We start from the raw sequence: 14,471 nt of genomic DNA on the forward strand, positions 1-14,471 counted from the left end.
CAACGTTTGTCAATGGTAAATAGTTCATACGGGGGGAATACTTAGAAGATAAAATTCTACTAGAAAAAATAAAAATGAGTATATTTCATATAGTAAAAATAAAATAACGTATTATATGTATAATTTTACCGCTTATTCTTTATCCCTTAATGGATTTTAAAATTATAAAACAACTATTATGATTAAGTTTTTTTAAAAATACTGGTAAATGAACAATTGGTTTTAACAGCGATGATATCATGAAAAACAAGGAACGTCTTACGAAAAAATGATTTTTAGAAATGAAAAATGAAGATCAGATGGATTGGTATATGTTATTTCATACAAAATCATGTTGCGATTGTTTTCAACTGAAGGAGAGCCATATTTATAAAGGAGTTGGCAAAATGGAAGTATGGGAGATCATCGAATTTGTTCGAAAGCAAAAAGGTATCTCCGTAGCAGAATTATGCGGAAAGGAAGTCAGCCGATCCGTTTACGAACGGTTTGTAAAAAATCAAGCAGACACGACAGTTAGCAAATTTTCATATTTTTTACAAAAACTCAATCTTGGTTATGATGAACTGAGGATATTCGATTATCCGCCGGAAGTGGCAAACATGGACCGGATGATGAAAGAAATGGTTTTAGCATTTATGAATCAAGATAAAGAAGAATTAAAACATTTGATCAGCCTGTGCGAAGAAAAAGGAGACATCACTCAAAAGGAGAGACATCTAGCTAGTTTATGTAAATTACTGATTGCTCGTATAGTAGATGAGCCAATTGCTGTTGCTGATTCAGAAGTTTATCAGTATCTGATTTATGCACAGACATGGACGAACTATGAGTTGGTGTTATTCAATCATTGTATGTATGCTTTTGATCCATTCTTTATCGATTTAGTGTTAGATAAAGCATTAGTCAGTATTTCCGCTTATCAAAATAGCAAGGATCGAAAGAATGAGAGCTTTCGGATGCTGGCAAACGCGATTATCCACTTTATCCAGCAGCAACAACGCGGACTAATTTGGAAATATATCTCAAAACTTGAAGCAGTCTTTTTAGAAGAAGATATGTTCTTTTAACGAAATCAGTATTCCCTACTCACTGGAATCTGGGAGATGATCAAAGGAAATGAAAAAGGAAGACAAAAAGTAAACCAAGCGTTGCAGATTTGTCAGCAACTTGGTGCAACGAAATATCATAAAATGAATCATGATCTTTTGAGAAATGTAGAAAGAATCTATGAAATCGATTTTCAATTAGACGAATTACTAGTAGTAGACAAATAAAAAGAGAGACAGCCGAGGTGTTACATCAAATACCTTGGCTATTTTTTTGCATGAAAAATATCAAAAGGATAATGAGACAATAAAAAATCAAATCAAAAAAATTTTTTCAAATATTTACGTACTTAATAAATGGGAGAATATTCACCACATATAAAACGAAGGAGGATCATCTGCATTTACAAGAAGGAATATTCGTTCCGGATAGAAAAAAAAGGAGGATAGAGGAGTATTGTCAGGTAAATATTAGCTGTTTTTTTATATTTGTAAATCTGTCTCTTATACACATCTAGATGTGTATTTTACCATTGACAAACGTTGAACAAAAATTTAGAATATTCACAAGTTTGACGACAATTATGAAAATTTATGTCGTGCTAAAGGAGTTTTGTTATTGGATGAAAAATTAGATATAAAAACTGCGATCAAAGACACGTTACCTACCGTTTTTGGTTATATCGGTATTGGACTTGCATTTGGTATCGTTGGGAAAGCTGCCGGGTTTCATCCGCTAGTCGTCACGTTGATGTCCCTGCTGATCTATGCTGGTTCCGCCCAATTTATCACAGTCAGCATGCTTGCTAGCCATAGTCCGTTGCTTTCCATCGTTCTCTCGACCTTTCTAGTCAATTCCCGAATGATTTTGATGAGTATGACGATTGCCCCTTATTTCAAGAAAAATCGGCTACTTCAAAATCTGCTGATTGGCACATTGCTGACAGATGAAAGTTTCGCACTGGGAATGAATAAATTGAACTATACTGGACAAAAGTTAAACTTTCGTTGGATGAATACAGCTAATTGGATTTCTTATTTGACGTGGGTGGGTTCTTCTCTTGTTGGCGCATTTTTAGGTAATTTTATTACTGATCCGAAACAGTTTGGTTTGGATTTCGCCATCGTCGCTATGTTTATCGGCTTACTTTATCTTCAAGTCATTTCTGATAGAAACACCTCTAAACGATTACAGTTGATCCTGATTGGTTTCACTTTGATTCTGGTATATGTCGGACTGATTTTTATCCCAAGCAACTTAGTGATCGTAGTTGTAACATTGATTGGGTGCGGATTGGGGGTGTGGATCAAACATGCCTTCTTTTGAATTTACATTGCTGACTATTTTAGGTTGTACTCTAGCGACTTGGCTTTCTAGGGTGCTACCGTTTGTCTTACTGAAAAAATTCGACTTACCGCGACCGTTGCTTGAGTATTTAAGTTTTGTCCCAATCGTCATTATGTCTGCTTTATGGTTCAGCAGTCTATTTACCCAAAACATCGGACATCTGCCGCAGATTAATCTCGAAAATGCTTTGGCTTCAGTTCCTACGCTTTTAGCTGCTATTCTTTCAAAAAGCTTATTGGTGATCGTCTTGGTAGGTATTCTTTCCCTTTCATTGATTCGCTTATTATAAATAAAAAAACAGGAGCTTATGGCAAATTACTGTCATGAGCTCTTGTTTTTATTTATGATAAGAAGAAAATCGGCGTATTCCTACTTATCCGTTGAACGGACCACTAACAACGACTTTTCCTAACATATGTCCTGTTTCTACGTCTTTGGTTGCTTGTTTCAAGTTCTTCGCATTGATCCCATCTGAATAGACCTTGCTCAATGTACTACGGATAATCCCTTCGTTTGCTAAAGCAGCAATGTGCGCTAAAGCTTCTCCTTGCGTTTCGATTTCATAGTTATAGTCTGTTTTAGCGAACATGTACTCCCAGTCGAAACTGATAGATTGGTTTTTCCAAACACCTATGTCTAACGGCTCTTTGATTCCTACGATCGTTCCCACATGTCCAAATGGTCGGACAAGGTGCTTGATCTGATCAAAGTAGCGGGTAATATCAAATAATACAGCGACATACTCTACTTGATCGATTCCTAATTCACGAAAACTTTTACTTAAGTCTTGATGATAATCAATTGGATAGTCTACACCTGTTTTTTTCAGCCATTCAAAATTCTTCGGACTTGCAGTCGCATAGACTTCTAGACCAGCCCAATGCGCTAGTTGATTCAAAATCGAACCGACGCCCCCAGCTCCGTTGATCACTAAGATTTTTTTCCCGCGGTTGGCATTTTCTTCTGGAATCAGACCAAATTTTTCAAATAACAATTCATAAGCGGTCAATGAAGTCAATGGCAACGCTGCGGCTTCTTCATCTGACAGATTTTTCGGTGCAAGAGCGGCAATACGTTCGTCAACCAGTTGGTATTCTTGATTGCTTCCTGCTCTTGTTGTTGTACCTGCATAAAACACGCGATCCCCGACAGAAAATTTTTGCACTTCATCGCCTACAGCAACGACTTTCCCGACCCCATCAAACCCTAAGATACGCAAAGCATTTCTTATCCCATTATCTTGGCGAAGTTTCGTATCGACAGGATTGACAGATACTGCGTTGACTTTTACCAGAAGATCCTGTGGACTGGGTACAGGTACCTGTTCTTTTTCATCCATAAAGCTTTTGGGATCATCGATCGGCAACCCTTCATAAAAACCGACTACCTTCATTAATTCCTTTTCTGACATACGAATTCCTCCTTAGCTTCATCAAGTTGGAGCATCCATACAGTGTTCATTTCAATATATATAGTATGTTATTTGTTCCACCTTTTTTATCCATCATAATTATTCTCTTACTTAAAGTAAACTATTTGCACTTTTTTGGTTAAAAAAGAGGTTGCGACAAGACTTTTGTCACAACCTCTTATAAACGGTGTTCTCCTACCAACTCTTCGGTCACAAGTTACAATATTCATAAAATATGAGGAGCTATTTTTTGAAATTGCTCCTTGTAACTCAGAGTTAAACGGCAGGCTCACAACCTCTGATTCGCGGTGTTCAAGCAAGAAATCATCGTTCACTGAAAAGTGTTGGATGTTCTTTTTCAAAGGTGTCTAAGATCTCTCGTACTTCATCGGTAGATTTCGTATTCATCAACTGAACACGCAAGTCATTTGCTCCAGGAAATCCTTTGATATAGATTTTAAAGAAACGATGCAGTCCTGTGATCGAACGCGGGATGATTTCTGAATAATGATCTTGCAGATCTAGTTGCAGACGAAGTAGGCCAATCAGTTCTTTTTCTGTATGTTCCCTCGGTTCTTTTTCAAATGCATAAGGATTCTTGAAAATCCCCCGGCCAATCATGATGCCATCTACGCCATATTTTTCAGCCAATTCTTCTCCTGTCCGGCGATCGGGGATATCTCCATTGATCGTGATTAGTGTTTGCGGAGCGATTTGGTCACGTAAAGCAATGATTTTAGGAATGACTTCCCAATGTGCATCTACTTTACTCATCTCTTTACGCGTACGCAAATGGACAGAAAGATTGGCTATATCTTGATGAAGCAGGTGACTGATCCATTCTTCCATCTCAGACATTTCCGTATAGCCGATACGCGTCTTGACGCTGACAGGCAAACCACCAGTTTTAGCCGCTTCAATCAATTGTGCCGCTACTTCTGGACGAAGGATCAAGCCACTGCCTTTTCCACGTTCTGCTACATTAGGAACTGGGCAGCCCATGTTGATATCGATTCCTTGGAAGCCCATTTCTGCCATAGCAATGCTCATTTCTCGGAAAAATTCTGGCTTGTCTCCCCAAATATGGGCAACCATCGGCTGTTCATCTTCTGTAAAGGTCAATCTTCCTCGTACACTGTCTTTTCCATCTGGATGACAGAAACTGTCTGAGTTTGTAAACTCAGTAAAGAAGACATCTGGTGCTGCTGCATGCTTTACGACATGGCGAAATACAACATCTGTTACATCTTCCATTGGTGCTAAAACAAAAAAAGGCTTTGGCAGCTCTTTCCAAAAATTAGTAGTCATTTATTTGTTACTCTCCATTCTATCAAGCAGTGAAGTCGCAATCTTTCTCAAAAACATTGTCATTATACTAGGAAACAAAAAAAGAAGCAAAGTGAACAGCTTAAAAGATGTTTCTGATTGAACAAAAAAGACTGTGACAAAAATCTTATCACAGTCCATTTTCCGGAATAAATGGTGTTCTCCTGCCAACTCCTCGGTATTCGCTCAACAAACGACAAAATATGAGGAGCTATTTTCCCGTTTATTTCTCTAATACTCAGATCAAAACGCTGATTTCACAACCTCTTTCTAACTTCTCAATCCTCTTCCTTTATTGATCAAATACCAAGTAACAGCGTACAAAACAACGATGAATAACACAAGTACGATCATCGATGTTGCTACTGGCACATCGATCGTTCCAAGGAATCCGTAACGGAAACCGGAGATCATATAAACGATCGGATTGACTTTCGATACAGCTTGCCAAAATGGCGGCAACATAGAGATGGCATAGAAAACGCCACCTAGATAAGTTAACGGCTGCAAGACAAATGTAGGCACGATTGATACATCATCATAAGACTGAGCAAAAATCCCGTTGAGCAGTCCTGCTAACGAAAACAAGATTGCCGTCATCAATAATGTAATGATGACCATGAACCATGAATACACATGAAGTGGTACAAAGAACAAGGAAATGATCGTTACGAGAGAGCCGACGAGAATACTGCGACCCACTCCGCCAATCACAAAGCCCCAAATAATCACATGTGTAGGAACAGGTGCTACCAAGATTTCTTCGATATTTTTCTGGAATTTTTGAGAGAAGAAGGACGAAGAAACGTTGGCATACGAACTAGTGATAGCAGACATCATAATCAAACCAGGCACGATGAATTCCATATATGAAAAACCACCCATGTCACCGATCCGACCACCGATCATTTTTCCGAAAATAACAAAATACAAGGATGTCGTGATCACTGGTGGAACCAGTGTTTGGACCCATATACGCAAATAGCGGTTCGTTTCCTTGATAGCTAAACTTTTTAATGCAGTAAAATAAAGATTAAACATTTTTCTCCTCCGTATGATCATTTTCTTCTGTGATTTTCAAGAACAGTTCTTCTAAACGATTCGACTTATTCCTCATAGAAAGAACTTTGATTCCTTGTCTTGTCAGCTGATCGAAGATTCCGTTCACCCCTTGATTTCGTTCAACTTCGACAGCGATTGTCTGTTCATCTTCAAATGTACAAGCGTATCCTTCAATCACAGGTTTGGTCTCATATGGCGCTAAATCAAAGATAAATGTTTCAAATTGAAGTTTGGATAGAAGCTCTTTCATACTAGTATTCTCGATTAGTTCACCTGATTGGATGATCCCGATGTTACGACAAAGCATTTCAGCTTCTTCTAAATAATGCGTCGTCAAAATGATCGTTGTACCATTTTCGTTCAATTCTCGTAGAAACTCCCACATCTCGCGTCTCAATTCAATATCGACTCCTGCTGTTGGTTCATCCAAGATCAGCAAACGTGGTTCATGCATCAATGCCCTAGCAATCATCAGTCTTCGCTTCATTCCCCCGGAAAGCATACGTGCACGGACATTTCTCTTTTCCCAGAGATTGGACTGCTTCAAATATTTTTCGCTGCGTTTCATCGCTTCTTTGCGAGAGACACCGTAGTAACCTGCTTGATTCACGACGATTTGCTGGACCGTTTCAAAGGGATTGAAATTGAACTCTTGCGGGACTAATCCAATCTGTTGCTTTGCTCGGACTAGATCCGTATCCAGATCATAACCGAAGACCTTCACTTTTCCAGATGTTTTATTGACTAAAGAAGTAATGATTCCGATCGTTGTAGACTTTCCAGCTCCATTTGGTCCTAATAGCGCATAGAAATCTCCTTCTTTCACGGAAAGATCGATTCCTCGCAATGCTTCGACCCCACTTCCATAAACCTTTTTCAAATTATTTATTTCAAGCGCATTTGCCATTTATTTCCTATCTCCTTATAGACATGATTCTTTATTGTATCATGGAATACAGCAGATGAAAAAACAACTTGGTTCCAGAGAAAAATCAGGTTGCTGGGCTCAGGAAAATCTCCTAATAAAAGACATCAATCGGACGAAGTCAGACAACCTTTTCAGAAAAAACAAATCGAAGATAAAGGATTACTATTCATATATGCAACAAAAGGAGCGTGAGACAAAAGTAAAGAACACTTTTGTCTCACGCTCTAAACACGTATAAACGGCAGAAGCAAAATCCATGATTTTTGATCCAATAAATACTTTCGATCACTTCGCCTATCCCAATACATGCCACTGCCGCTTTTCATCAAATGACGCGGCTTCCGTTTTTGCGGTTTCTACTAAAGTCTCTGGGTAATCCAAAACTTTCAGCAAAGCAATCGCATTTCGGGTCCTTGAAGGTCCTTCTTTTAATTTGAAATCAAAACTGATTCCTTTTCCTTCTGTTACTTGTTCTTCAAAGTGGACATTCTCACAATAATTCTTTAAAATCTCTGTCAATTCGATATCATGTGTGGCGACAAATGCTAAAGATGGATACTCCGCAAGCCACCGAACGACTGAAGCGGAAGAAGCAATCCGTTCAATCGTATTTGTCCCTTTTAAAATCTCATCTACGAAGCAGTAGCAGCGTTCTTTGGAAGCCACTTGGTCCAACAAACGTTTGATCGATTTGATTTCTGAAACAAAATAACTGTCGCCTTCAAATAAATCATCTTCGATTGCCATGGAAGTCAACACATGTCCAGGTTGCAGGGTAAACTGTTCTGCAATCGCTGTTTGAATCGTCTGTGCTAGAATACAGCTGATAGCTATACTTTTGACATACGTAGATTTTCCTGATGCATTGGAACCCGTGACTAATGTATTCTTCTGCCAGTTGACTGGATTCACTACCGCTTCTTTTAACAATGGATGATAGATATCTTTCACTGTCACACCGCCCTCAGTAAATTCCGGACGGCAAGTGATGGGCATATAAGTACGGTAATTCAATACTGCGGCGGCTACTTCCAGTTCTCCCAGCAATTCCCACAGCTTGATGGCTTCAGTTGAATGCTTTTCTAATTTAGTGAGAACGAAATGATAGGAGATAAATGGCAGCATGAACATGATGTTGACATATTCAAAAATCAACTCTGCTTCACTCCCGCTCTTCATACGAAATGAAAAACCTAATTTAGGGATGTCTCTTAATGGTTTAGTTTGCTGTTTCAGCTCTTCTTGAAGTGGTGTCGGCAGTTTTGCTAACTGATTGGCGGCTGAAATCGTTGAAACCAAATAACTCATGCTATTCAGCTCTGTTTCTAGTGTCTGTTTCTTCACTAGATAATAGACCGTATTGAATACTAACCCACCGATTGCCAAATAGATTCCTAGTACTTGACCTAAAAGAAGCAAACCTACACCCATCAGCGGAAGCAAGCCAAGAAAAATAAATAAACCTACGCGTCCAATCTTTTTACTTTTTCCATCCGCTAGATATTGTTTTGCAAAATTATGATCTTTTTTTCCTAAACGAGCGAATTGATATTGGATTTTTTCTCTCAGTTGAGGATTTTCCTGATAAAAAGCAATCAGTTTTTCTAACTGCTGATCTTCGCCAAAATCAAAGCTGCGTAAACGTTGATACAACGCTTCTGAACCTACACTAGAATAGGTACTGTTGATTCCTTCGAATACTTCGAACATATCCAGGTCATACCAAGTAAGATCATCGATTTCGCTATCCCATGAACGGAACTTCTTCTCCGTGAGCCATGCTTCCTTCAAGCTTTCTTCTTTATCAAATCTCGGTTGATAAGGAATTTTTCCCCATTTGCTACGAACTGTTTCCTTTAATTTCAAACGTGAAAAAATGTCTAAAGCAACTAATAAAATAACAGATACAATAATAATTAAAACGATAAATTCTCTTTGATTCATATCCCTCTCCGTTCCTTTATTTGTTAGCTTTAGTATAGCACTGTTGCGCTATTTGAAAAGGGGGTACAAAAATAACTGTCTTCGTTACCTAATTTGTATCAATCACACCAAAATAAAAACACCTTCCAAAAAAGAAGATGTCTTTAAAACGAGATACAATTTTTTTGTCATTCACTTCAGGTAAATTAGAGCCAATTAAACCCTCCGCAACTTGACGGAGATGGAGAAGATGCCCCCGTCTAATTTAGTGGCCATTTCTCCTTCCATTCCTTCCACCAATCTTTTTGACAGGTAAAGCCCGATTCCGCTAGATTCCGTATTTGTGCGGCTGGTATTTTCGGTATAAAAACGCTGGAAGACTTTTTCAACAGAAGTTTGCGCTCCTGCTTTGATAGGATTGGCCACTGTTAATCGAATGAATGGATCCTCTTTTGAAAATGTCACCTTTGCTTGTCCATCTGCATAACGCAATAAATTCTGTATGATATTTTGCAGCACTCGCAACAACATGAGCGGATCTGCTAATACCGTTGTATTTATCGAGTGTTCAGCGAACGCTACCTCGATATTTTTTACAGAAAATTGTTCATAAAAAGAGAAAAATACTTCTCCCGTTTCTCCGTATCCTCTACCTGTTCCAGTGATTGTACACAACCGTTAATAGCAGTCAAAGGAGTTCTGAGATTATGAGAAAGGCCGACGATCGATAGTCTGATGTTTTCTTCCATTTCTTGAAATACTTGTCCTTTTTGTTCATTTTCATCCACCCATGTATTCAGTGCATCTACTAGGTCCATTAAATTCTTTTCTCGAAATTCGACTGAAAGACGACCACCATATTCTTGTTGTTCAGAAAGAGTGGCGATTTTCTTAGTCAATCGCTTGATTTCTCTTTGCAGGAAGAAAATAAAACTTCCCATAAAGATAACAACGAGAAGCAATAGCCACTTAATCAAATCTAAACCCCACTCCCCACACCGTATGAATATACACAGCATATGCCTTTGCTAGTTTCCCTCGAAGATTGGAAATACGCATATTCACTGTTTTCTCACTATCAAAATATGGTTCTTGCCAAACTGTTTCATAAAGGTTTGCTCGCGAAAATACTTTTTTCGGATGTTCTAAAAAAAGCTTCAGCAGATCGAATTCTCTTCCTGTCAAATGGACAGCCACACCATTCACATTTACCTCCCTTGACTCTTTGTCCAGTAAGATTTCCTTGTAATAGATGCGTTGCGACAGATCTTTTACTTGGACAGAAGTCTGATGACGAAGTTGGATGCCGATTCGTAAAAAATCATTTACTTTCACATAATCTGTTCTGTTTTTTCTCGATTAAAAAAAATGTAGACAACAGCACAATACATTCGATTAGTATGTATAACGAAAAAATAAAAACATCCGTTATCCTAAATGAATGGACAGCTACATAGATAAAAAACAAAAGATATTGTAAGCCAAACAACAGAAAAATTCTTCTATAAGTTTTGAAAAAAGAAACACCATTTAACCGCCAAACAACAAATTTTTGCCGATAAAGGCGGAAATAGCTCAGTGTGGAATAGGTAATCAAAACAATAACCAATAAAATAGTAATCGATAAATCAGTTATCCTTTGTCTTATGTCCCACAAATAAATCAACTGCAATTCTGTTTTCCTTAACTGTTCCATTGGGATCAAAAAAGGAAAGTTGTCTTCCAATCCTGCTTCCTTCAATAACGGAAGATATCTATCATAGGTTTCTTGTGCAGTCCCAATCAATGGAATTTTTAATGGTTCAGCAAAACTATTTCCTGTCAGAATATTTCTATGAGAAATGGGTAAATTGTTCAAAGTGAATACATGGATGATATTCGGCTGATTGATGATGATTGCCTGTTCTTGGTCAAAGGCAAAGATTTCTTGTTCATCTTGGATGGTATAAAACAAAACATCCTCTTCTTTTTTTGTTCGTCTATCAGGATTCGTTTCATTCAAAAACCAAGAACGAAGTTGAACAAAATCGGGCATCATTCGTTCTGGGATTAATATGATTTCTCGATCCTCATTTTTATCAATTTGGATAGGCTGATTTGTTATGCTGATGAGCGGATACTTGTCTAAATAGTTTGTATTTACATAAATAGATTGATGGATCAAAGGATTCTCTTCTTCAAAATAAGCACTTGTATCAACCTCGATTGCTCCATCATCCAACAGTTGCGAAAGCAACTTTGTTTTATCTAATCCTCTCATATCTTGAGAAAGATCTGTCAAAGTCGCTTCATTGCCACCAAGTCTTGGATAGAAAACGGCATGATTTTTTATTTCTTCAGGTACTGCTTCTGGTGTAACGAATGTGCGAGCATATTCAGCTAACGGAACAAGTTGTACCACACTAAAAAATAAAATCAACATTTTGACAGAATAGATAGTATAAAAGAATCCTTTACCAAAAGTTTGGCGATTTAGTTGCTTATTCAATGAAAGATTGCCTAGTAAATCAATCACAAAAAAAGAAATGATTAGACTAAAAATAAGCAAGAACAGTTGCACTAGAACAAACAAATGATTCACTGAATGTAGAACAAAGAAGAAAGCTATCAATAGATTCAAGAGAAAAAGGATGACTAATTCTTTTAATAATAATCTTTTTAAAATTTTTCTACTAGTTAAACCATTTAAACGATAGATCGCAATGTGTCTATTGTTCTCTAGTATCCATAAAATCAAGGAAAGGCTATAGAAAAGAGTAAATATCACAAAAGTAGATGCTTCTAATGTTCGAGATGGCGCAAATGTTTCTATGTCACTCTCATATTGAAAAGATGTGGGTTCGTACGCTGTCTCAAAGGAGAGATTGTATTCATCAGATAATTTTGATAGGAAACTATCTAGAGTTTTTTGATCTTTCGTTTCCACAAAAAAATCAGCTGGATTTAGCGCCTCAGCCATTTGTATCGGTAGTATAAAAAAATCTTCGTTTTTCAGTTGTTTATTTTCTAAATATTCTGCATCTGGATATTTCTCTAAGTCAGATGCAAAATAATTTTTTTCACTGATTATTTGAGGCTCTATGTAAAAATTGTTCAAAAGATGTGTTTCTGTTTGCTTGGAAAGAAAAAATGTATGTGTTTCACCTAAACGATCAAAAGAGATTTCTCCTGTTTCAGAAAAGGTATGGTCTCTCACACCATAGAATGAAACTTTTGCCATATAGTTTACATTCAATTTTTCTGAGACTGATTCAAGTATTTCTAGAACCCTAGTTTCTTGCTGAGGATCTACGATAAATTCTGGAAATCTGAACGGTGTAAAATACTCGGCCGTGTTTACCTTTTTTTGGAAATCTTCTTCCCTATTCACATTCCTAATGGCAACAGCCAATGCAAGACTTGAGAGTATAGACAACAGCAAAACGATTTTTTTCAATACTATATTAGTCATCGGCAAAACTCCTTGTTTTTAACTACTATTGAAAGAACTTAGCTAGCTCACCACATCTCAATCAAATCATATCATAGTAAAGACGGAAAATTGACTTCGGCAAAAAATACATACATTTTTTATTTCTATTAGTTGACACCCTCAACAGCCAACCAATAAATGCGTTTAACTTAAGAAAACAAAAAGGCACCCTCCAAATTTGGAAAGTGCCTTATAGTGATAGAATTGACTGATATCGTTTTTTGAAACTTCAATAAATGATTTACTTAAAGGTTTGTATTAGTTTACAAATAGTCATAAACCCATGCCATTTATAGGAACATGCCAAAGAAGTAAAATAAAAATAGACATTTTTATTTTACTTCTCAATAGTACAACCTCTACTTTTTATCCAAAAAATACCAATAGTTTATTTAAATATGATCGGACGTTTTATCAAGAGATATCCTTCAATTTTCAACAAAGTCCACTCAAAATAGTTGAGTGGACTTTGTTGTTACTTATTAGAGAATATAATTTCCTCTCCAACTTTAAAATCTGGCCACTCATTGGGTTTAGCAATTATTGCTCCTGGTAACACTTCATTTTCACCATCACGGAAATAGATAGAAACATGACCTAATTCATTGAAGTTTGCATTAGCTACCGAACCAACCTCACCAATTATATATTCTTTACCAGCAATAGTAAGCTTTCCACCTTTTACTATAACATTCTTTTTTTCATCCACATGATCATGTATGACGCTAATTGAGCGTAATTCTGGTGTTGCTTTAGGACCAAAAAGAATCAAAAGACGCTCCTCTTGGAAATCTGGTACAAGGTCCCCTATTTCAGTGATTGTTGTTTTATACATCTTGCCACTTCCTCTCGTATTAATACAATTAAAGAAATTACATAGCAAAACTGTTTACTAAGTTTAACTTAAGTTAACGTAGAAAAAATATATTTTCAAGTCGTATTTATTGGTTACACGGTGCAAGTAGCGTCCAGTACTCTTTCATATTATCTAATTCTAGTCTATTAATAACTCATTCACCACTTTATCAGTAGTTACAATAACATTAATTAATTGATGTTCTAAAGCAAGTTTTATTGACTCAACCTTCTCTATTCCATATGCGATACCAATTACCGTAGGAATTTTTTTTATGTCTTCCAGATTAACACCGATCACACTTTTATTTAGCTGACAATCAGCCTCTTTACCGTTTTCATCAAAAAACCGCGAGTTAATATCTCCTTTAATCCCACTTTTCTTTAGCTCAGAAATATCTTGTTCTTTGATATAGCCGATTTCAGCCATAGTACTTTTCTCGAATGGACTAGCAACCCCAACCAAGGCAATATCAACAACACGACCTTCTTCTATAACACTATAGATAGTAGGATTTTCGAATAAATCCTCTTTAATACGTGGATTAGATACTAACGCTGGGGCGTAAAGATACTTAGCTTTTCCCCTCATTTTTCTTGCTAGATCATATGACAATTGATTGGAATGAATATCAACATAATCATCACCCATCCCCCCAATCAGTGGATATACTGTCACATCAGGTTGATTGGTGAAAGGATAATTATCGACTAGTTTTCTCAATGATTTTCCCCAAGACATTCCAATTTTTGTTGCTTTTTTTGATGCTTTTTGCAAATACAAAGCTGCTTGACGACCAATCATCTTATCAACTTCAGATCCAGCTAAGTCCATTGTATCAACGACTATAGCGCTTTTCAGGTTGAATTTTTGCTCAAGTTTCCTTTCAAGTTCTACCGAGTAAACACTCTTGCTATTAATGAATATTTCAACAAGCCCTGCTTCCTTAGCATCAATTAAATTTTTAGAAACTAACGATCTAGAAACGCCTATAATTTTCGCGATTTCTGCTTGTGTCATCCCTTCTTCATAATACATTGACGCAATTTTAACCAATTCTTTTTCATCAGCGCGATCCATAACATCTCTCCTATTTGCC

Annotated in this window: 12 protein-coding genes and 2 pseudogenes; 4 read left to right on the forward strand and 10 right to left on the reverse strand. The window is 37.0% G+C overall.

Annotation, left to right across the window (positions count from 1 at the left end; genetic code table 11):
• Positions 1 to 386 precede the first annotated feature (386 nt).
• The 4 genes from A5849_RS00565 to A5849_RS00575 all read left to right on the forward strand — a co-directional run bounded on the left by A5849_RS00565 (position 387) and on the right by A5849_RS00575 (position 2,683).
• Positions 387 to 1,067: an Rgg/GadR/MutR family transcriptional regulator gene (locus A5849_RS00565; protein ID WP_256923937.1), complete on the forward strand. Its 681-nt coding sequence runs from the start codon at positions 387 to 389 to the stop codon at positions 1,065 to 1,067.
• Positions 1,068 to 1,103: 36 nt separating this feature from the next.
• Positions 1,104 to 1,274: a hypothetical protein gene (locus A5849_RS15085; protein ID WP_256923938.1), complete on the forward strand. Its 171-nt coding sequence runs from the start codon at positions 1,104 to 1,106 to the stop codon at positions 1,272 to 1,274.
• 391 nt (positions 1,275 to 1,665) lie between these two features.
• Positions 1,666 to 2,373 (forward strand): AzlC family ABC transporter permease, encoded by a 708-nt coding sequence (locus tag A5849_RS00570; protein ID WP_002348207.1) that lies wholly within the window; start codon positions 1,666 to 1,668, stop codon positions 2,371 to 2,373.
• The gene (locus tag A5849_RS00575) at positions 2,360 to 2,683 is read left to right on the forward strand and encodes an AzlD domain-containing protein (protein ID WP_002310520.1); all 324 of its coding nucleotides are present in this window, start codon (positions 2,360 to 2,362) and stop codon (positions 2,681 to 2,683) included. The genes A5849_RS00570 and A5849_RS00575 overlap by 14 nt, the downstream gene beginning before the upstream one ends.
• Before the next feature lie 84 nt (positions 2,684 to 2,767).
• On the opposite strand, the gene A5849_RS00580 is transcribed toward A5849_RS00575, so the two are convergent.
• From A5849_RS00580 to A5849_RS00635, 10 genes and pseudogenes are all read right to left on the reverse strand, one after another.
• Positions 2,768 to 3,805, reverse strand: a complete 1,038-nt coding sequence (locus A5849_RS00580; protein WP_002316877.1) for a zinc-binding alcohol dehydrogenase family protein — start codon at positions 3,803 to 3,805, stop codon at positions 2,768 to 2,770.
• Positions 3,806 to 4,129: 324 nt separating this feature from the next.
• Positions 4,130 to 5,113, reverse strand: coding sequence for a tRNA-dihydrouridine synthase (locus A5849_RS00590; protein WP_002310522.1), 984 nt, complete (start codon positions 5,111 to 5,113; stop codon positions 4,130 to 4,132).
• 288 nt (positions 5,114 to 5,401) lie between these two features.
• Positions 5,402 to 6,172 carry an ABC transporter permease gene (locus tag A5849_RS00595; protein WP_002287492.1) on the reverse strand — a complete coding sequence of 257 codons (771 nt, stop codon included), beginning with the start codon at positions 6,170 to 6,172 and terminating at the stop codon, positions 5,402 to 5,404.
• Positions 6,165 to 7,100: an ABC transporter ATP-binding protein gene (locus A5849_RS00600; protein WP_002310523.1), complete on the reverse strand. Its 936-nt coding sequence runs from the start codon at positions 7,098 to 7,100 to the stop codon at positions 6,165 to 6,167. The genes A5849_RS00595 and A5849_RS00600 overlap by 8 nt, the downstream gene beginning before the upstream one ends.
• 315 nt (positions 7,101 to 7,415) lie before the next feature.
• Positions 7,416 to 9,065: a DNA mismatch repair protein MutS gene (locus A5849_RS00610; RefSeq protein ID WP_002348204.1), complete on the reverse strand. Its 1,650-nt coding sequence runs from the start codon at positions 9,063 to 9,065 to the stop codon at positions 7,416 to 7,418.
• A 195-nt stretch (positions 9,066 to 9,260) separates the two neighbouring features.
• Positions 9,261 to 10,021: pseudogene (locus A5849_RS00615) on the reverse strand (ATP-binding protein).
• Positions 10,014 to 10,361, reverse strand: a pseudogene (locus A5849_RS00620) (winged helix-turn-helix domain-containing protein); the annotation flags it as partial. The pseudogenes A5849_RS00620 and A5849_RS00615, both read right to left, overlap by 8 nt.
• Positions 10,362 to 10,365: 4 nt before the next feature.
• Positions 10,366 to 12,495: a DUF1430 domain-containing protein gene (locus A5849_RS00625; RefSeq protein WP_086309883.1), complete on the reverse strand. Its 2,130-nt coding sequence runs from the start codon at positions 12,493 to 12,495 to the stop codon at positions 10,366 to 10,368.
• Between the two features lie 496 nt (positions 12,496 to 12,991).
• A complete protein-coding gene (locus A5849_RS00630) occupies positions 12,992 to 13,351 on the reverse strand; it encodes a PTS glucitol/sorbitol transporter subunit IIA (protein WP_086309884.1) in 360 nt (119 codons plus the stop codon).
• 159 nt (positions 13,352 to 13,510) lie between these two features.
• Positions 13,511 to 14,452: a sugar-binding transcriptional regulator gene (locus A5849_RS00635; protein WP_025478077.1), complete on the reverse strand. Its 942-nt coding sequence runs from the start codon at positions 14,450 to 14,452 to the stop codon at positions 13,511 to 13,513.
• Positions 14,453 to 14,471: the final 19 nt, after the last annotated feature.

Source organism: Enterococcus sp. 10F3_DIV0382, assembly GCF_002140245.1.
In the GTDB taxonomy this organism is placed as follows: domain Bacteria; phylum Bacillota; class Bacilli; order Lactobacillales; family Enterococcaceae; genus Enterococcus_B; species Enterococcus_B lactis.

Excerpts from the sequence above, each read along its gene's own strand:
- A5849_RS00565 (WP_256923937.1), top strand. The coding sequence starts at position 387 with ATGGAAGTATGGGAGATCATCGAATTTGTTCGAAAGCAAAAAGGTATC.
- A5849_RS15085 (WP_256923938.1), top strand. The coding sequence starts at position 1,104 with ATGATCAAAGGAAATGAAAAAGGAAGACAAAAAGTAAACCAAGCGTTG.
- A5849_RS00575 (WP_002310520.1), top strand. The coding sequence starts at position 2,360 with ATGCCTTCTTTTGAATTTACATTGCTGACTATTTTAGGTTGTACTCTA.
- A5849_RS00580 (WP_002316877.1), bottom strand. The coding sequence starts at position 3,805 with ATGTCAGAAAAGGAATTAATGAAGGTAGTCGGTTTTTATGAAGGGTTG.
- A5849_RS00590 (WP_002310522.1), bottom strand. The coding sequence starts at position 5,113 with ATGACTACTAATTTTTGGAAAGAGCTGCCAAAGCCTTTTTTTGTTTTA.
- A5849_RS00595 (WP_002287492.1), bottom strand. The coding sequence starts at position 6,172 with ATGTTTAATCTTTATTTTACTGCATTAAAAAGTTTAGCTATCAAGGAA.
- A5849_RS00600 (WP_002310523.1), bottom strand. The coding sequence starts at position 7,100 with ATGGCAAATGCGCTTGAAATAAATAATTTGAAAAAGGTTTATGGAAGT.
- A5849_RS00610 (WP_002348204.1), bottom strand. The coding sequence starts at position 9,065 with ATGAATCAAAGAGAATTTATCGTTTTAATTATTATTGTATCTGTTATT.
- A5849_RS00625 (WP_086309883.1), bottom strand. The coding sequence starts at position 12,495 with ATGACTAATATAGTATTGAAAAAAATCGTTTTGCTGTTGTCTATACTC.
- A5849_RS00630 (WP_086309884.1), bottom strand. The coding sequence starts at position 13,351 with ATGTATAAAACAACAATCACTGAAATAGGGGACCTTGTACCAGATTTC.
- A5849_RS00635 (WP_025478077.1), bottom strand. The coding sequence starts at position 14,452 with ATGGATCGCGCTGATGAAAAAGAATTGGTTAAAATTGCGTCAATGTAT.